4 protein-coding genes and 2 pseudogenes are annotated in these 19,042 nt (G+C 63.9%); 2 read left to right on the top strand and 4 right to left on the bottom strand.

The window, feature by feature from the left end; translation table 11 throughout:
- Window positions 1-50 precede the first annotated feature (50 nt).
- On the top strand, window positions 51-12,803 hold the full coding sequence (locus tag AC6CH2_RS07265) for an autotransporter-associated beta strand repeat-containing protein (RefSeq protein ID WP_498268639.1): 12,753 nt from the start codon (window positions 51-53) through the stop codon (window positions 12,801-12,803).
- Between the two features lie 1,043 nt (window positions 12,804-13,846).
- On the opposite strand, the gene cpaB is transcribed toward AC6CH2_RS07265, so the two are convergent.
- Complete coding sequence (cpaB, locus tag AC6CH2_RS07260) at window positions 13,847-14,557, bottom strand: metalloprotease secretion chaperone CpaB (RefSeq protein ID WP_498268638.1); 711 nt, start codon at window positions 14,555-14,557, stop codon at window positions 13,847-13,849.
- A gap of 112 nt (window positions 14,558-14,669) precedes the next feature.
- A complete protein-coding gene (cpaA, locus tag AC6CH2_RS07255) occupies window positions 14,670-16,463 on the bottom strand; it encodes a metalloendopeptidase CpaA (protein WP_498268637.1) in 1,794 nt (597 codons plus the stop codon).
- A gap of 594 nt (window positions 16,464-17,057) precedes the next feature.
- On the opposite strand from cpaA, the pseudogene AC6CH2_RS07250 reads away from it, so the two are divergent.
- Window positions 17,058-17,337 (top strand): annotated as a pseudogene (locus AC6CH2_RS07250) (hypothetical protein); the annotation flags it as partial.
- A gap of 347 nt (window positions 17,338-17,684) precedes the next feature.
- Here the strand turns inward: AC6CH2_RS07250 and AC6CH2_RS07245 are convergent.
- Window positions 17,685-18,338, bottom strand: a complete 654-nt coding sequence (locus AC6CH2_RS07245) for a hypothetical protein (protein ID WP_498268636.1) — start codon at window positions 18,336-18,338, stop codon at window positions 17,685-17,687.
- Window positions 18,339-18,744: 406 nt separating this feature from the next.
- Window positions 18,745-18,992: pseudogene (locus AC6CH2_RS07240) on the bottom strand (transposase); the annotation flags it as partial.
- Window positions 18,993-19,042 lie beyond the last annotated feature (50 nt).

The raw sequence follows: 19,042 nt of genomic DNA, 5'->3' as shown, positions 1-19,042 counted from the left end.
GTCGGCGCACCTTCACCTTACAGGCGCACGCGACTCACACGGAGAAACATATGAACCGTATCTTCCGCATCCTCTGGTCGCAGGCGCTGAATACCTGGGTGGTCGTCTCCGAACTCGCCACGTCCCGCGGCAAGAGCCGGGGCGGGGTCGACAAACGCAAGCGCGTACTCGCGCTGCCGCTCGATCGCGACCAGGTCGAGGGCACGCCACCAGCATGCAACTGGTCGCTGCAACTGGGCGTTTTCTTCGTGTTGCTGTCGCTGTATACACCGACCCAGGCGGCGGACCGGCATTGGGACGTCAACCGCACCTCGATCGGCCTCGGGGGCACCGGCACCTGGGGGGCGGGCAATGCTTTCTGGAGTACCAACAACGATGGCGTAAGCGGCCCTTACAGCGTCTGGAACAACGCGGCCCTGGACGATGCCTTCTTCGGCGGTACCGCCGGCACCGTCACCCTGGGCGGGCCGATCACCGTCCACAACATGACGTTCCAGACCAGCGGTTACACGGTCACCGGCAACACTCTGACTCTGGGCGGGGTCAACCCGACCATCTCGGTCTCGGGTACGGCTACCATCGCCTCGACGATCAACAGCACCAGCGGATTGACCAAGACCGGTACCGGCACGCTGATCCTGTCGGGCAACAACAGTTTCGGCGGCGGCATGACCGTCAACGGGGGCGCCCTCAACGTAAGCGGCACCAACAGCTTCGTCGGCGACATCAATATCAATGGCACGCTGATCGCCACGGGCGCCGCCGGTCTCGGGGCCGCGACCAACAATATCAACGTCACCGGATCGTTGAACATCGGCACCGTCGGAGGCACCCTGGCGGGGCGCACGGTGACGCTCACCGGAGCCACGACCATTCAGGGCGGCGGCGTCGGCAGCGCCTTCTATACCGGGACCGGCAGTCTCTTCGTTGCCGATGCCAACACACTGAATAACGACGCCAATAACTACACCGGCACGACCTCAGCCAATCGCGGTCTGACCTTCACGTCGGTACGCAATCTTGGAGAGGCTAGCGCCCTCGGCGCCCCCACCACGGTGGCCAATGGCACTATCACTCTGGCGAACCCGAACGGTTCGAGTGTCACCCACTCCTATATCGGCGACGGCGATACGTCTAACCGCAATTGGTCCGTCTTCGTTAACGACAACCGCTCAGCGGGACTCGCAAACGCCGGCACCGGCACCTTGACTCTGACCGGCAACATCTCGTCAGCAAACGGCACGGCGGGGTTCAGCGCGCAAACGGCCGATCTGGAACTGCTGGGTGTCATTTCCGGTACTCGGGTCGCACTCGCGGCGAATGCCGGACGGACCATCACCCTCGGTACCGCCAACACGAACGCCGGCGTCAACATCACCGGCGCGGGGACCGTCAGGGCCAGCGTGATCGGCAATACCGGCGTTGCCAGTTCGCTGGGCACCGGCACCACCAGCATCGGCAGCAACGGCACGCTGAGCTATACCGGCGCCGCCGCCAGCAGCGACCGTGCCTGGACCATCAGCCAAGGCACCCTCGCCAACAACGGCAGCGGCGCCTTGACGCTGACGGGCCCGGCGACCATCGGCGGTACCGCGACGCTAGGCGGTTCCTACACTGGCTCCGCCAACGTCTTGGCCGGGGTCGTCTCCGGTGCCGGCAACCTGCGCAGCGCCGGTGCTGGCACCTGGGTGCTCACCGGCGCCAATACCTATACCGGCAGCACCACCGTCGACAGCGGCGTACTACGCGCAGGCTCGGCCGGCGCCTTCGGCGCCTCGAGCAGCTTCGTCGTCAACGGTGGCACGCTCGACATGAACGGGTTCGACAAGACGCTGCCCAACATTACCGGCAGCGGCGGCACGGTGGCACTGGGCAGCGCTATCCTGACCTTGCAGGGCGCGAGCGGGGGCACCGGCACCTACGCCGGCAGCATCACCGGCAGCGGTGGCCTGACCAAGCTGGGCGCCAGCACCCAGACCCTGACCGGCGCCAGCACCTATACCGGCGACACCACCATCGGGGGCGGCATCCTCGCTCTGGACTTCAGCCCCGTTGGCGGCCCGAGCAGCGGCATCATCGGCAGCGATTCCACCCTCAACCTGGGCGGCGGCCGGCTCAACATCATCGGTGCCAACGGCGAAAGCAACACCCAGACCTTCGACGGCCTAAACATCACCGGCAGCAACAACACCATCGACGCCAAGTCCGGCACCGGTGGCAGCCTGACCGTCAACCTGGGCGCCATCACCCGCACCGGTGGGCTGATCAACTTCAACCTGCCCACCAGCGGCAACATCACCACCACCAATACCGTCCTGGGCGGCTGGGCCACCGTCAACGGCACCGACTATGCCAAGGTGGTCGGCGGCAACATTACCGCCTTCGTCGACGCCGACTACACCGACAAGGACAACGCCGCCAATTGGCTGGCCAACGAATACATCACCGACGTGAACGGATTCTTCGGCGCGGTGAGCGGCAGCGTCCAGTTGGCCGGCCTGCGCTACACCGTGCCCACCTCCACCACGGTGACCGTGCAGGCCGGCCAGACCCTGGGCGTGGACGGCACCATAATCGTTGCGCCTTCGGTCCTCAACACCAACCAACTCGTCACCGGCGGGATGATGACCGGCCCGATCGGCGGCGCATTGGGCGTGCAGCAGAACAGCACCGGCAACTACACCATCGCCTCGCAGATCGTCGACAACGGCGGCAGTATCGGCTTCACCAAGGCAGGCACCGGGCTGGTCACCCTGGCCGGCACCAACAACACCTATACCGGCGCCACCCAGGTGGTGCAGGGCACGCTGGCGGTCGCCGACATCGGCAACGGCGGCGCAGCCAGCAGCATCGGCGCCTCCTCCGCCGATCCGGCCAATCTACGCTTAGAGGGCGCGACCTTGCGCTATACCGGCCCGGGCGATACCAGCGACCGCGGCTTTACCTTCGCCAAATCCGGCGCCATCATCGGCTCCGGCGTCGAAGTCACTAATGCCGGCGCTAACCTCACCTTCGGCGGGCTGGTCACCAGCCCCGATGGCGCCAACTTCACCAAGAGCGGCGCCGGCACCCTGACCTTGTCCAACGACAGCAACGACTTCACCGGCATCACCACCGTCAGCGGCGGCCTGCTGTCGGTCGACACCCTGGCCAACGGCGGCGTGGCCAGCGGCATCGGCGCTGCCAGCAGTGCATCCGCCAACCTCGTCCTCGCCGGCGGCGGCCTGCAATACACCGGCGGCACAGTCAGCACCAACCGCGGCTTCACCGTCGGCGCCGGCAACGGCACTGTCGATGTCAGCAATGCCGCGACCACCCTAACCGTCAGCGGCGCGGCGGTCGGCACCGGTCGGCTGACTAAGGACGGCGACGGCACCCTGGTGCTGTCCGGCACCAACACCTACGCCGGTGGCAACACGGTCAACCGTGGCATCCTGCGCGCCGGCTCAACCCAGGCGTTCGGCGCAGCCAATGGGCCCATGACCCTGGCCAACACCGCCGGCGTGCTGCTCGACCTGGAGGGGTTCAACAACGGCATCGGCCCGCTGAGCGGCGGCGGCGCCAATGGCGGCAACATCACCCTCGATGCCGGCACCCTGACGATCAATGGCGACGGCGGCAACTACTCGGGCGCCATCAGCGGCACCGGCGGCATCACCCGCGCCGGCGGCGGCACCCAGACCTTCAACGGCTGCAACAACACCTACACCGGCCCCACCAGTCTGCAGGGCGCCACCCTGAGCGTGAACTGCCTGGCCAACGGCGGGGTCGCCAGCGGCATCGGCGCCTCGGGCAGCGCTCCCACCAACCTGGTCTTCAACAGCGGCGGTTTGAGCTACACCGGGGGCAGCGTCACCACCGATCGCGGCTTTCAGCTTGCCGGCGGCAACAGCTCGATCAACGTGACCAATGCGGCCACCACGCTGCAATTCACCGGCCAGATCATCGGCGCAGGCGGCATGACAAAAGCCGGCGCAGGTACCCTGGTCCTGTCCGGCACAAACACATCCACCGGCAATACCCAGGTCACGGGGGGAATACTGCGCGCGGCCACGAACAATGCCTTTGGTCCCCAAGGGTTCATGACCTTGAACAACACCGCGGGGGTGCTGCTGGATCTGGCCGGGTTCGACACGACGGTGACCGCGCTCAACGGCGGCGGCGCCATCGGCGGAAACATCACCCTGGGCGACGCCGTGCTGACCCTCACCAACGGCGGCAGCAGCTACGGCGGAGCCATCAGCGGCACCGGCAGCCTGGTCAAGAACGGCGGCGGCGAACAGGCGCTGACCGGCTGCAACAGCAGCTATACCGGTCCCACGGTTATCAACGCCGGCACCTTATCGGTCAACTGCCTGAACAACGGTGGCGTCGCCAGCTCGATAGGCTCCTCCAGTGCCGCGCCCACCAACCTGGTGGTCAACGGTACCTTGCGCTATGTCGGCACCGGCTCCAGTACCAACCGCGAATTCACCCTCGGCACCAGCGGCGGCGCCCTCGACTCCTCCGGCACTGGCACCGTAACCTTCGCCCACACCGGCCCGGTGACCTTGGCCGGCGCCAACACCGCGCGTACCCTGACCTTGACCGGCACCAACACCGGCGACAACGTGTTCTCCGGGCAACTGGACAACAACGGCACTGGCGCTACCTCGCTGACCAAGGCAGGCACGGGCACCTGGCGCCTGACCAATAACAACAGCACCTACACCGGCGCCACCATCATCAACGGTGGCGTGCTAAGCGTCGATCAGATGGCTAACGGCGGCGTCGCCAGCAGCATCGGCGCCTCGTCGAACGCCCCCTCCAACCTGGTGATCGGCAACAGCTCGACACTGCGCTACACCGGTGCGGGCGACACCACCGACCGTCGCTTCACGCTGACTCCCGGCGTTAGCTTCATCGAGTCCTCCGGCACCGGCGCGATCCAGTTCACCAACACCGGCGCGGTCACGTTGTCGGGCACCAACACCGCGCGCACTATGGCCCTGGGCGGCACCAACACCGGCGCCAACACCTTCGGTGGCACCATCGGCGATAACGGCACCGGCGCAACCACCCTGGCCAAGAACGATAGCGGCAACTGGATCCTCACCGGCAACAACACCTACACCGGCAATACCGTCATCAACGACGGCAACCTGATGGTCGGCAACGGCGGTACCACTGGCAATGTCGGCAGCGGCGAGGTGATCATCGATTCGCCGACCTCGACCCTGTCGCTCAACCGCAGCGATACCTTTACTCTTATCGGTAGACTGAGCGGCCCCGGCACGCTGGCCCAGATCGGCACCGGCACCGCCATACTGCAGCCGCCTGTTCAGACCAGCAACAGCGTCGGCGCGGTCACCATCAGCGCCGGCACGCTGGAGAACCGAGGTGGCTTGGTCACGCCGACCCTCGACATGACCGGAACCTCGACGTTCGCGGTAACCGGGGGAGGTGCATTCGGTGGGCCGGACCAAACCCCTGCAACGATCACAGGCGACGCGGGCAACCAAACCGTCCGGATGGCCGGCGCCGATGTGTTCGATGCCCAGGGCGATCTCGGCGGCGGAAGCGATACTTTCGACTTAAGCGGCTTGATGCGCTTCGGCAACCTCAGCCTGGGTGATGGCGATGACACGCTGATCCTGCGCGATGGCTTCGAGTTTAGCGACGGCGCCAACGTGACCGGCGGCGCCGGCAGCAACGACAACCTGGTGGTCGACAACACGGGGCCGCTCGTGCTCAGTAATGACGGAACGACGGCCGGCTTCGAGCGCCTGACCAAACAGAACACAGGCACGCTGACCGTCGTCGACGACCACAGCTTTACCGCGGGCACCGACCTCGTCGGCGGAACTCTGGACGTGGTCGGCCGGCTGGAGACACCGGCCCTGTCAATGGCCGACGGCACCGTGCTCGACGTGGACGGTACCGTCGAAGCTGCGGGCGGCGCGGCTACGACCCTCACCGGTAGCGCCGGTACCAACACCATCGCTGTAAACAGTGGCGGCACCCTGCGCGCCGACGGCGACCTCGGCGGCGGCAGCGATAGCGTGACCGTCGCTGGGCTTCTGGATACCGGTACCAGCGGCAGCCTGGAACTGGGGACTGGCGACGACACGCTGACCTTACAAGACGGAGCCACCCTCGCCGGAACCGGCGTGGGCGGAGGGATCGGCGGCGACGACCAGTTGGTGCTGGACAATGCCTCGGCGCTGACCGTCGAGCTTGGTCGAGTCGAACACTTCGAGCGCTTGGTCAAACAGAATACCGGTACCGCCACACTGAACGGAGCGGAGATTTTCGACACCAGCGTGACCGTCGCTGTCGGCGCGCTGGAAGTCGAGGCCGGTAGCATCATCGAAACACCGGTCTTCGACCTGGGCGACAACACCGAACTGATCGTCGATGGCACGGTCCAAGGCGTCGGCGGCGGGTTTTCCCAGATCAACGGCAGCGCCGGCGACAACACCGTCACGGTGGGCGCAGGCGGCAGCCTGGCGGCCAGTGGCGATCTCGGTGCGGGCAACGACATATTGGACGTGGCCGGCGCCCTCTTCACCGGCAGCGGCGTGCTCGCGCTGGGCGACGGCGACGACACCCTGACCATCCACGAGAATACCAATATCGACGGCACCGTTTCGGCCGGCGCCGGCAACGATACCTTCAACACCCACATCGACACGGTCGCCGACCTGGGCGCCGTGCAGGGCTTCGAGTCGCTTAGCAAGACCGGCACCGGTGTGTTGAATATCAACGGGCCGATGAGCTCGGACTTCACCACCGTGACGGTGGCCGAAGGCACCCTGAATGTCGCCGCCGGCGGTAGCGTGGTGCCCGCGCCCGGCAACACCCTGGACACCATCGTGGCCAGCGGCGCCACCTTGAATGTGGACGGTAGTTACGGCTGCGGTCCCGGCAACGATTCGATGACCGTGGCCGGTACCGTGGCGGGCACCGGAACCATCGATCTGTGCGCCGGCGACGACCGTCTGGTGCTGCAGGATGGCGCGGCCCTTAGCAACACGATCAACGGCGGCCTGGGCACCGGCGATACGCTGGTGCTCGACAACGCGAATCTGCTGACTTTCAACGGCGGCAATACCGCTGGCTTCGAAGTGCTGCAGAAGACCAACACCGGCACCGCGACGGTCACCGGCAGCCAGGCTTTCACCGGCGGTACCCTGGTCGACGCCGGCACCCTCGACGTGGACGGCGCGTTGGAAACGCCGACCGTAGCCATCGCCGATGGCGCCACGCTCAACGTCGACGGCAGCATGCAGGCCGCGGGTGGAACCGCCGTCGCGGTAACCGGCGATGCCGGCGTCAATACGGTGGTCGTCGGCGCTGGCGGCACCCTGCTGGCCGACGGCGACCTGGGGGCTGGCAACGACGTGCTCGACGTAATCGGCACGCTCGACACCGACGGCGGTGTGTTCGTGCTCGGCGATGGCGACGACAACTTCGTCGTGCACGACGGCACCGTAGTGATCGGCACCATCGACGGCGGCGCCGGTGCGGATACCCGCACCTACGACATCAACACCAGCGCCGACCTCGGCGCGCTGCAGAACTTCGAGGGCGTGACCAAGACCGGCACCGGCGTGCTCAACATCAACGGCCCGGGCGCTACCGACCTGCAGGAAGTACAGGTGCTCCAAGGCACCCTGGACGTGCACGCGGGTGCCAGCATCGCCGCCGCCGCAGGCACTGCGCTCGACGCCACTGTGGCCAGCGGCGCCACCTTGAACGTAGACGGCGCGTTCGGCTGCGGCAGCGGAGCGGACAGCCTGACGGTGGCCGGCACGGTAAGCGGCAGCGGCACGGTCAATCTGTGCGGCGGCGACGACACCTTGACCCTCAGCGACGGCGCCAACATCAGCGGCTTGACGAATCCGATCGACGGCGATGCCGGCAACGACCGACTGGTGCTCGACACGGCTGGCGTCATGACTTTGAACGGCGGCGATGTCGCCAACTTCGAAGTGCTGCAGAAGGACAACAGCGGCGAGGCGATCCTGGCCGGGCCGCAGGCATTCAGCGGCGGCACCATCCTAAACAACGGCACTCTGACTGTGGTCGGCAGCCTCGACACCCCGACCATGACCCTGGCCGACGACACCACGCTCAATGTCGACGGCAGCGTGCAGGGCGGCGCGGGCGCCGCGACGACGATCACCGGCAGCGCCGGCAGTAACACCGTCAACGTCGCTGCGGGCGGAAGCTTGCTGGCCACCGGCGATCTGGGCGACGGCAGCGACCTGCTCGATGTCGCCGGTAGCCTCGACACCGGTGCCGGCGTGCTCGACCTGGGCGCGGGCGACGACACGCTCAGCATTCACGACGGCACCGCCATCGTCGGCACGGTCGCCGCCGGCAGCGGCACCGACCTGCTGAACGCCGACATCGTCACCAGCGCCGACCTTGGCGCGGTGCAGGGCTTCGAAACGCTGAGCAAGACCGGCGACGGTGCACTCAACATCAACGGCCCGGCCGCGTCGGACTTCATCACCGTCGATGTACTCGACGGTACCTTGAACGTCGCTCCGGCGGGCAGCGTGATCGCTCAAGACACCACCGTCGCCAACGGGGCAACCCTGAACGTCGACGGCAGCTACTCCGGTACCGCCGGCAACGACAGCCTCACCGTGGCCGGCACCGTGACCGGCGACGGCACGTTGGAGCTGCTCGACGGAGACGATACCTTCACCATCCAGGACGGCGCCGACCTGTCCGGGTTGAGCAATCCCGTCGACGGCGGCGCCGGCGCCGACACCTTCGTCGCCGACCTGGCCGGCACCGCCACCCTGGGTGGCGCGATCGGGTTCGAAACCCTGACCAAGGCCAACATCGGCACCCTGCATATCGACGGTCCGGCCGCTTCAGCGTTCACCACCGTCAACGTCAACGGCGGCACCCTCGACATTGGCGCTGGCGGCGACGTGAGCGGGGTCAACACCGCCACGGTAGCCAATGGTGCCAGCCTGGTGGTTGACGGCAATCTGGGCTTCACTGCGGGTGCGGACAGCTTCACCGTGGCCGGCAACGTCAGCGGATCCAGCGCGATCGATATGCTCGACGGCGACGATCAGTTGATCCTGCAGGACGGCGCCGACATGAGCGGCTTGGCTTCGCCGATCGACGGCGGCACTGGCGTCGATACCCTGATCGCGGACTTCGCCGGCAACGCGACCCTGGGCGGCGCGACCAACTTCGAGACCCTGACCAAGACCAACACCGGCACCTTGAACATCGACGGTCCGGCCGCATCGGACTTCACCACGGTCAACGTCGTCGGCGGCACGCTCGACGTCGGCCCCGCCGGCAGCGTCAGCGGCGTGGTCACCACCACCGTGGCCAACGGCGCCACCTTGAACGTCGACGGCAGCTTCACCGGTTCGACTGGCGACGACACGATGACCGTGGCCGGCGCCATCGCCGGTACCGGCACGATCGCCCTCGACGACGGCGATGACACCTTGACCCTCAACGACGGCGCCGACCTGAGCGGCTTCGCGGGCGTGCTCGACGGCGGCGCAGGGACCGGCGATGCGGTCGTGCTCGACAACGCCGGGCCGTTGAGCTTTGGTGCCGGCAGTGTGGCTAATTTCGAGTTGCTGCAGAAAGACAACACAGGCACCGCGACCCTGACTGGAGCGCTCAGCTTCAGTGGCGGTACCAGCCTCAACGGCGGCGAATTGGCCGTGGCCGGCACCCTGAGCACGCCGACCCTGGCGATGGCTGACGACACCGCCCTGACCGTCGACGGCAACCTGGACGCCGGTGCAGGTCTCGCCGCAGCGATCACCGGCAGCGCCGGTATCAATGCCGTAACTGTCAACGGCACGGCGCTGGCCAATGGCGATCTGGGCGCGGGCGAGGATGTGCTCGACGTCGTTGGCACCCTCGACACGCAGGGCGGGGTGTTCGCCCTCGGCGACGGCGACGACAGCTTCGTGGTCCATGACGGGACCACCGTTCTGGGCACCGTCGACGGCGGCGCTGGTCTGGATACCCGCGTCTACGATATCAACCTGAGCGCCGATCTGGGCTCGCTGACCAACTTCGAAGGCGTCACCAAGACGGGTACTGGCGTGCTCAACATCACCGGCCCGGGAACGACCGACTTGCAGGAAGTCAGCGTGCTCGGCGGCACCTTGAACATCGGACCGGCCGGCAGCGTGACCGCGATCGCCGGCAGTCCGCTGAACACGGTGGTCGCGGCTGGCGCCACCCTGAACGTCGACGGCAGCTTCGGCTGTGGCGCCGACAACGACAGCATGAGCGTGGCCGGCACCGTGTCCGGCAGCGGCACCATCGACCTGTGCGACGGCGAAGATGTGCTGACCCTCCAAGACGGTGCGGTACTCAATGCGGTGATCAGTGGCGGCGGTCACGGCACCGGCGATACCGTGGTGCTAGACACCGCGAGCGCCTTCACCTTTGACGCCTCGAACACGATCAACTTCGAGTATCTGCAGAAGGACAACGCTGGCATCGCGACTCTGGTGGGCGCGCAGAGCTTCAGCGGCGGCACAACCCTGAACGCCGGCGAGCTGAGCGTGGACGGTACGTTGCAGACGCCGACCGTGGCGATGGCCGACGACACCGTTCTGTCGATCGGCGGCAGCGTGCAAGGTCTGGCATCGGATCCGACGGAGCTGACCGGCAGCGCCGGCGTCAATACGGTCGAAGTGGCTGCCGGAGCGAATCTGCTGGCGACCGGCGATCTGGGCGACGGCGACGACGTGTTCGACCTGGCCGGCACGCTCGACACCGGCACCGGCACGCTTGCCCTCGGCGACGGCGACGACCGCTTCATCATCCACGAGACCACTGCCGCCACCGGCACGGTCGAAGGCGGTCTGGGCATCGATACGATCGAAGCCCACATCGACGGCGCCAACAGCGTGCCGCTGGGCAGCATGCTGGGCTTCGAATCGCTGGCCAAGTCCGGTACCGGCACTCTGCAGATCAACGGCCCGTCCGAGTTCATCGACGTCGACGTGATCGGCGGCCTGCTCGAGGTCACCGCCACCGGCAGCGTCGCGGCGCAGAACACCAAGATCGCGGCCGGATCGACCCTGAAGGCGACTGGCCCCTACACCGGGACCGACGGAAACGACACCTTCGATTCGGCGGGCACGGTGATCGGCAACTTCGAGTTCGGAGCCGGCAATGACCGAGCTGATTTCCGCGGTGGCGACCTGAACGGCCTGACTCGCTTCGATGGCGGGGCTGGCGGCGAAGACCAGGTGAACTTCCATGGCATGATCCTGGATCAGAGCGATGTGAACCCGCTGTCCAACTGGGAACGGGTGGATCTGCTGACCGGCACGCAGCTGACCCTGACCGGACCGCTGAACCTGGGCAACGGCCTGCTGTCGATCGACGGCACTTCGGAGCTGATCGGCATGAGCGGTGCCAACCTGACCGGCAATGTGGCCAATTCGGGCGTGATCACGGTCGGCAACGCCCGCTTCGGCATCAGCGGCAACTACACGGGTGGAGGCGGGTTGACGGTGACGGTGTCGCCAGGCGGCCAGAGCTCGGGCGGCCTGAATATCGGCGGCGACGTCATCGGCACCACCGCGGTGACCTTCCTCAGCGACGGCAGTGAGACCCCGCAGCAGCCGGCCTCGATCCAGGTGATCTCGGCGCCGAACGACAATACGGGCACCGAAGGCAATTTCACCGCGGCGGGTGCTGGCGTGGTGCGCTTGACGGGCAGCGTGCTGCCCTGGACCTTCGACCGTCAAAGCGACGGCTGGTACCTCAACACCGAAGCCAACAACATCCTGCCGGAAATCGGCGGCTACGCCATATTGCCAAGCATCGGAGCCGCCTTGGTCCAAGAGAACAACCGCCTGCTGTTTGAACGTATGGCTGGCGTGCGTGGCGACACCCCGCGCTGCGGCTCGCACGAAGAAGAAATGGAGCGCGCGTACTGGTCACTGGAGGGCGACTGCCACGGCTTCTGGATGGCCGCGACTGGCAGCGAACTGGAGATGGGCGCCAACCCAGGCTTCGCCTTCAGCGGCGACACGCTTGGCCTGTACGCGGGCGTCGACACGCAGTTGCAGGATCGCGAGACCCGCACCTTGCGCGGCGGCCTATTCATGGCGTTCCAGCGAGGCAACTACTGGGCCAGTGGCACCAACTCGACTGACTTGCAAGGCATCGGCGAGGCTAACGTGCGCGTCGAGACGCCCATGGTCGGCATGTATGGCAGCGTCAGCTGGAAGAATGGCACCTACCTTGACATGACCCTGGTCGGGCAATTGCCGGAGGCCACCATCGCGGTCGCCGATGGTTTCAAGGAAGAGATCGGCGGGAACAGCCTGACCGCGAGCGCGCAGCTCGGGCATCGCTTTCGCTTGAGCAACGGCTGGACCGTCGAACCGCAGGTCAACTTGAGCGCCAGTGCGATGCAGTGGGAAGACAAGCTCGATGCCAGCGGCAAGCAGTTGGTGATGGACGACGACCTGCTGGGCACCGCGCGAGTAGCGGTGCGCGCCGATAAGACGTTCGAGACCGCCGGCGGTGCGCGAGTACGTCCGTGGGCGACGGTCGGTGTGCAGGACACCGTGGGCGAGAAAGACAACGCCCTGGTCGTGCTGCCGCCTGGTGCCGCCGGACAGGTGCAGGCATTCCCGAACCACGAGCTAGGACTGATGGCGACCGTCGATATCGGCGTGGAAGCCGAGTTGAACGAAAAGGTCAGCGTGTTCGGCGTGCTGTCCTACGGCGAAAGCCTGGACGGCAGCGACGTCAAACAGCGTCAGGCCAACCTGGGTGTGAGGATCCGTTGGTGAGCGAAGGGCGGCCGGCACCTGACGGTCCGGCCGCCTGTCGCGCCGCAGCAGCTTGGGCGCTCGACTAGACAGCCTCTTTGCCCTGCCCTACTGACTTCGGTACCGACGCCGAGGTATACGAATCACTCGGCCTGTTCGATGCACTGCCCCAGGGCGAAAGCCCGAATGACAGCGGCACCATGCGACGCCGGGCCAATCAGGACATGAAGGTCCGCTAATGAAGGAGAGTAAGATTGGCGCCCCGTAACGCTGCTGTAGCCACGAGGTTGGAGCCAAGCGTAGCTGACCACCTCTCTCGCCAGGCTCCACATCAAAGCGGCCGAGACAAGGCGATGAACTTTCTATGGTTGAATGAACTGGGTGACGATCGCTGGCAGCTGACTCGCGACGGAAGCTGGCATGCAGTCATACCACTGATCGCATTCTTGAATACGAGCAACATACGTAGCGGCGAAATGTGGCTTGCCACTTTTGATCATTGGGGCCGACTGCAACCACGAAGGTATTCGATCGAACGTATCGCCGCCCTCCGCGAAGGGGGAGACCCCTACGTCACCATATCGGCCTCCATGGGAGACTGGCCTTGGCCCGAACTTCTCCATAGGACTAGTACTACCGCCTAAAGAAGTTGAGCATCGACAGTCGTTTCCGGCCCGAGGAGTGGGCATGTCCCGCCTGCGGAATAGCCAGTCGCTTGATTGGTGGAGAGCAAGTCGCCACTACCTCGGCTACGAAGTTCATAATCGACACCGCGCCCAGAACAATCGATCGGTAAACCCCATGGCGTATACCAGACTGTCGATAGCAACTCCTTCCAACTAGGCATCCTTGCTAGGAAGCACCCGCACCGACTGATCGACGGTTCGCCCAGTCGGAACGCATCCGCTTCAAGCGGCGACTTTCGTCGTACAAGCCCATTCAGAGAACCTCCGGCACCGATGATCTTCCGTCAACGTGCTCGATTCGTCTCTATCGTCCTTACAACCGAAGCAGATCCCTTCTATGCATCTTCCAGCTCCCAATGATGTGAACCCGAGGCCTGATCACGGGCTAGTGGCATGAGCGCGCAACGGGGGCGCCTCGACATAGTCTTTACCGTCCGAGGGCAAGTGGAACTCTTCGGCTTGATCGACGATCCAGCCACGGCCGTTCTTCGCCTCTAGACTGAAGCTGCCCATTGGCGTATCGAAAGTGCCTAGCACATAGTTGTCGATCATCGTTTGGCTAATCGAAAACCTACTCTCGGTCGAATTGAAGTCCTCAAATCCGCCCGACCAACGAATGATGTCTCCATTGACTTCGACATCGTCTATTACGCCGTGCAAGATCAAGCCAGCCTGAGGCACGTACACTTCGATCTCGTCACCGACGTCTTTCGCTTCCAGTACATACGGATCATAGGCGACGAACTGGCGGCCGTTCGCGACCTGGCGCTCTGCAGCGTCCAGCACGCCGGGAACGACCTCGCTCGGCCCGATCAGCCTCAATAGATTCTTACGCGGCTTCGCTGCAATCAGGCGAGTCCTGTCGAGCAAATAGGTCGAGCTGCGCCGCTCGATGGCAGCCTGGATGCCGTCTAACGCCGGAACCAGCATGGTAGCCGCATCAGCTGTCGATATTGCGAGATCAGTATGTAGCGGGCCATGCGCAACCTCTATGCTTGCTGGCGAACCGGTCCGATCGAGCACGACCCCAATTGCGGCCAAGCCCAGTGCTACGCCAAAAGCTAACGATCTACTTAGGCGGATCCGCATGAGAACCCTTTCTTTCCGTCGGAGACAGCCGACCGCACGGCGGCCAGGGGCGTCCGAGAGCTACGGGAAGTCAGTCTGGCCGGATAGATCCGGCCAGACTGCGGTTGATGAATCAGTAGTATTCAGAGACGAGCTTGGAGCGTTCGTTTATTGCCCGAACGGAATCGGTCACGTTCGCGATACCCATTGGCAGGCCGATGGCCAGGTCGGGTAGAGTCGTGTACAGATACGGATTCGAGTAATAGGGAATGGCGTTCCCGCCCATTACGTCCTTAATCAGGCTGTATCCCTTGGCGTAAGGTGCTGACCCACCAGGCGCGTCGCCATGGTGTAAACCCATGTTGTGACCGAACTCATGACGCATCACGGTAGTGCCGCATGCTAGAGAACCGGTGCCGATCATGTTGTACTTGCCGGCCGTCAGCCACGCCACGCCGCAACCATCTTCGGTTCCTTCGTAATAGACGGCATCGGCGGCCAGCTGCGTACGGGTAGACGCCACGAGCGGATCTCTGAGAGCGACATTGAGGACATCGTTTAGCGTTGTAGCCTGGAACTGGCGCTTTAGCAGTCCGACGGGCTTGACGTAGAAGTTTGCTCCGGAGTTATCCAGCGCTTCATTCGTCAGGCGCACTCCTTCCAACAGTCGCATCTGGGCCGCTGTTTCCCCGAGCCGCTCAGCTGCTTCTTCACTGTATATCAGCAGCATGGTGATGAGCCGACTATCTAGCGACCAAGCACCGGCTGCAGTACGGACAAAGCGCACGGATTCTCCGCGTCGAACGGCGATCGTCCCAAACGTTGTGTCCTGACCGGTGACGTTGAAGTCCGATGCAGCATCGCTCTTGACAGTAACTTTGTCGCCCGGGCTGCCAATAAGCGGCAGCTTCAACAACGGCATCCAGTTGCCGTCCGAGGCGGAGTAGCGAATCGTCGGCGACTTCATATCGGGCAGCTGGGGGGTGCCGAGACTGCTCGCGGTATAGCTCATGCTCGGGCTGGATTGAAGCACCCAGAGCGCGCGCTCCTTGATGTAGATGAAGTCGTATCGTGAGCCCGCGAACAATCTCAAAGTGGCGGTCGTATCGACATTCAGATTCGATATGGTTGCCACGCTGGTTGCTTCGGAGCTGATGCTCACTCGGTCACGGTCGCCTGCGGATTCTGGAAGACGAATTTCCGGAATGGTTGCGCCGTCGCTGAACTTTACTTGCGTGTACGGCACGACAGGCGCTTGCATCTGAGGCCCGGCGCTGTTGGCGCTCAACGCCATGATCGGAGTCTTGATGCTGATCCAGCGGTTCAGACTCCGGCGATAGAGGAAGGCATATTGGTCCCCTGCTCGCACGTTGAATGTGCTGGCGTACATGATGTTCTGCGGGCTGACTCGGCTCGTCGATGAAGCCGTGGATGAAACTACGAGCAAGCTGCCGTCCGGAGCGACTGCTGGGAGCGTGACGTTCTGAACCCAATCGCCGTTAGCGAGATTGAAGCGCAAGAAGTTCCCGCTCGGGTATGATGAAATTGTACCGCTCCCGCCATTGGTGTTTGGACTAAGCGTCGCCCCGGCGAAGCTCCATTGGCGGCGAGCCGCTTCATAGACAAAGGATGCGTGGTCGCCGGACCGGATGCGCATTGAGCTCAATGGATAGTCAGTATTGGCGGTCGCCAATTGACTGTCATAGGCCGCCGAGGAATGAATTGTCACCTTGTATTGATCGCCAGCCGCATCGGATAGCGTGAGACGTGGGGCCCAATCGCCATTGCGCAGATAGAAGTCGATCGCCGGGTAGTTGCCGGGTATGTCGCCCCCGCCAATCCGATTTGGACTTAGGTCGATTGCCATTGCATTAGCTGAGGAAAGCGCAAGAAGCGCCACCATTAGTATCTTGGTCACTGTGTTCATCTCCATGGACTAGGTTGCGGCGCGTAGCGCCAACACGGTGAATCGTCGCTGAGCGCATTTAGCATTGCTGTTAGTTGTTTGATAGCCGCGAAGATGAACTTCGAGCTACTGCGCATCGACCTTTTACCTGCGGCAACATCACGGGCGAATCGCGCTTCGCAAGCATGCTATTAGGCATTCGAATGAAAAATCACTTCTCGTCACATCGTGAGCCTTGGTGAGACGTCATGAGCACGCTCGGTGACTGACACCACTTTTCCTATAGAGATTCATCGCATGTCGTCCCGCGCTCCCTGTGATGCGGGTAGACCTTTACGGTCCGACACGATCTTCGAGATTGGCGAGCACGGACCCTAGCCAATGATCAACGTTCTTCGTACTGACTCGATACCCGTCGCCGCTGAGACGGCGTGGAGCCAATAGTGGATGCTCGACTATTCGCACTGGCATCAAGTTCAAGTCCGGCGAACGGCTCCCCACCTTTGAGTAGCAAGCCGGGTTGGAGCCAAATCCCCCAGCGACCGGGAGACTAGACGTGAAGAAGCGTCTCTCGAAGAGCAGATCATCGGCTTACTGCGTGAGGCGGGCGCTGGCATGGCGATCAAGGACCTGTGCCCCCGGCACGGCCGCAGCGCGTTGGCGCACTATCTGTGGCGCAGCAGGTTCGGCGGCATAGCCGTGCCGGACGCAAAGCGGCTGCACGCGCATCCAGGCGTTGGCGCAGCGATACGAGCGATACGGCGCTGGGATGATCCACTTCAAGCTCAGGCAGACGGGAATGCTCGTCAGCTACAAGCAGCTCGATCAGCTGCACTCATGCAGCACGCTCCAACGCCGATGCCGGCGCAGGATCGAAAGGAAGAGGGGAGAGCGCGTCGCAGGGCATGGAGCCGGCGGTACTTGCCCATCGCGTGCATGCCCAGGAAGCAGCGGTGCTCGTTCGACGGGTCACCCAGCGGGTTCCGCGCGTCCGCTCGCTGCCGGCGCTGCTGGTCGAGGAGGTACAGGTTCGGGAGCGGCACTGCGACCTGGTTGCTGCTCTGCGGCATGTCCGTCCGCCCCGATGGCCGTGGGTGGCCGATGGGGTAGATCGCCAAACGTAGTGGCGTGCTAATACCAAGAATAGAACTGTTTCGACAATTCTATGAAGAGGGCAACCGCCAACCCCCTAGACGGCAAGAGCCCCGCCGAAGCGGGGTCGTGGGTTTGCCGGTGGGGCGGTCAATTCACTTCCTTGCAGTTCTGACCTTGGCACTGGATCACCAGTGATCGCCCGGTAGACGGGCAGCTAGCTCTGTACACGTTGCCGCTCACGACAGCTACGCCGCCGGCGCTGCAGTCACGCTCGGCCGCATAGCGAAGTGCAGCGTCGTACACGCTTCCAGCTTGGGGTGACGCAGGGGCGGCCGGCGAAGTTGCCGAGGCCGAAGCCCCTTGGGAGAGCGGGGCAGCTACCGCGGTCTCCTGGTCGTTCACATATATCGCCATGCCCCAGCCGGCCTTGCGATAGTTCGCGGTACTTGTGCTGACCCCGAATGCCGTATTGCCGTCGGACCAGGCGTCAGTCACGCTAACACTACCCGAGTATTGGTCGCCGACGCCCTCGATAAGAACGCCGTTCGCACCGTATTTCGCTGCCTCGATCTTCAGGCGATCGATCGCTTTGTTGGTCTTCTGTCGGTCCGTGATCGCCCAGGAAGCGTCGCTGTTCGACTCCAAGATCGCGATCTTCTCGAATCGCTCAGGTGGGTCGACATAGAGCCGGACAAGGGCCGGATCTATGGGCGGGCGAGCAGTTCCTATCAGGATGCTCGATGAAGCGCAGCCTGTAGCCGCGACAGTGAGTACTGCTGCCAGCAGGTGTCTATGAAACATTTGTCTCTCCTTTCCCTTGATATTGCCGGCTCCCTGTGGGCCGGCGGATTCGCTTATCGTTTGTGCCTTCCGGCCCGCCTAGAAATCAATAGCGGTATCGCCGGGGGCTAGCGGCAACTCTGCTTGAACTGGGGGAGGCTTCCGTGCCAACAGCACAGTGTCAATCTACCGAGAGCCATTCTGCGAGTGTCCACAGCTTCCCGACCGACCACTTGCTCATCCGTTCCATCCGGCCCGAAGCCACTCGCTCATGTGTTGACTCATCCTCCAGATCGAAATCCAAAGGGCTCAGCGATTCGACGTCGTAAGCCATAGGCAGCATCTTGGTGTTCTTGTCCGAAATAGCGAACTTAAGACCTTGGATGTGTGACACACTGTCGCGTCGATCGGTTAAGTTCGCCGCGACGTTTCTTTTTTGGATATCTCGTTCTTCAGTGACCCGGCGCAGTTCCGCCTTCAGGCGACGCACATCCGGGTTCTGGTCGCTTTCGACACGGCGAACCACGTCGCTCCTTCCTAGCTGTCGCCGCCAGCCGCACGGGCTGTGCACGGACACCCCAGTCGCTCAGTCACCTCGGCCACCGGCCGACCGTACTAAACGATCTGATGAACCGCTTCGATCTTGAATTCATCAGCGTACCGCTTCGCGCTCATAGCCACCTCAGCTTAAGTCATAGCCTATGGCTGCGGATGTCCACGAAACT

It is taken from the genome of Lysobacter sp. GQ73 (assembly GCF_059758755.1).
This window is presented reverse-complemented; position numbering and strand designations above follow the sequence as displayed.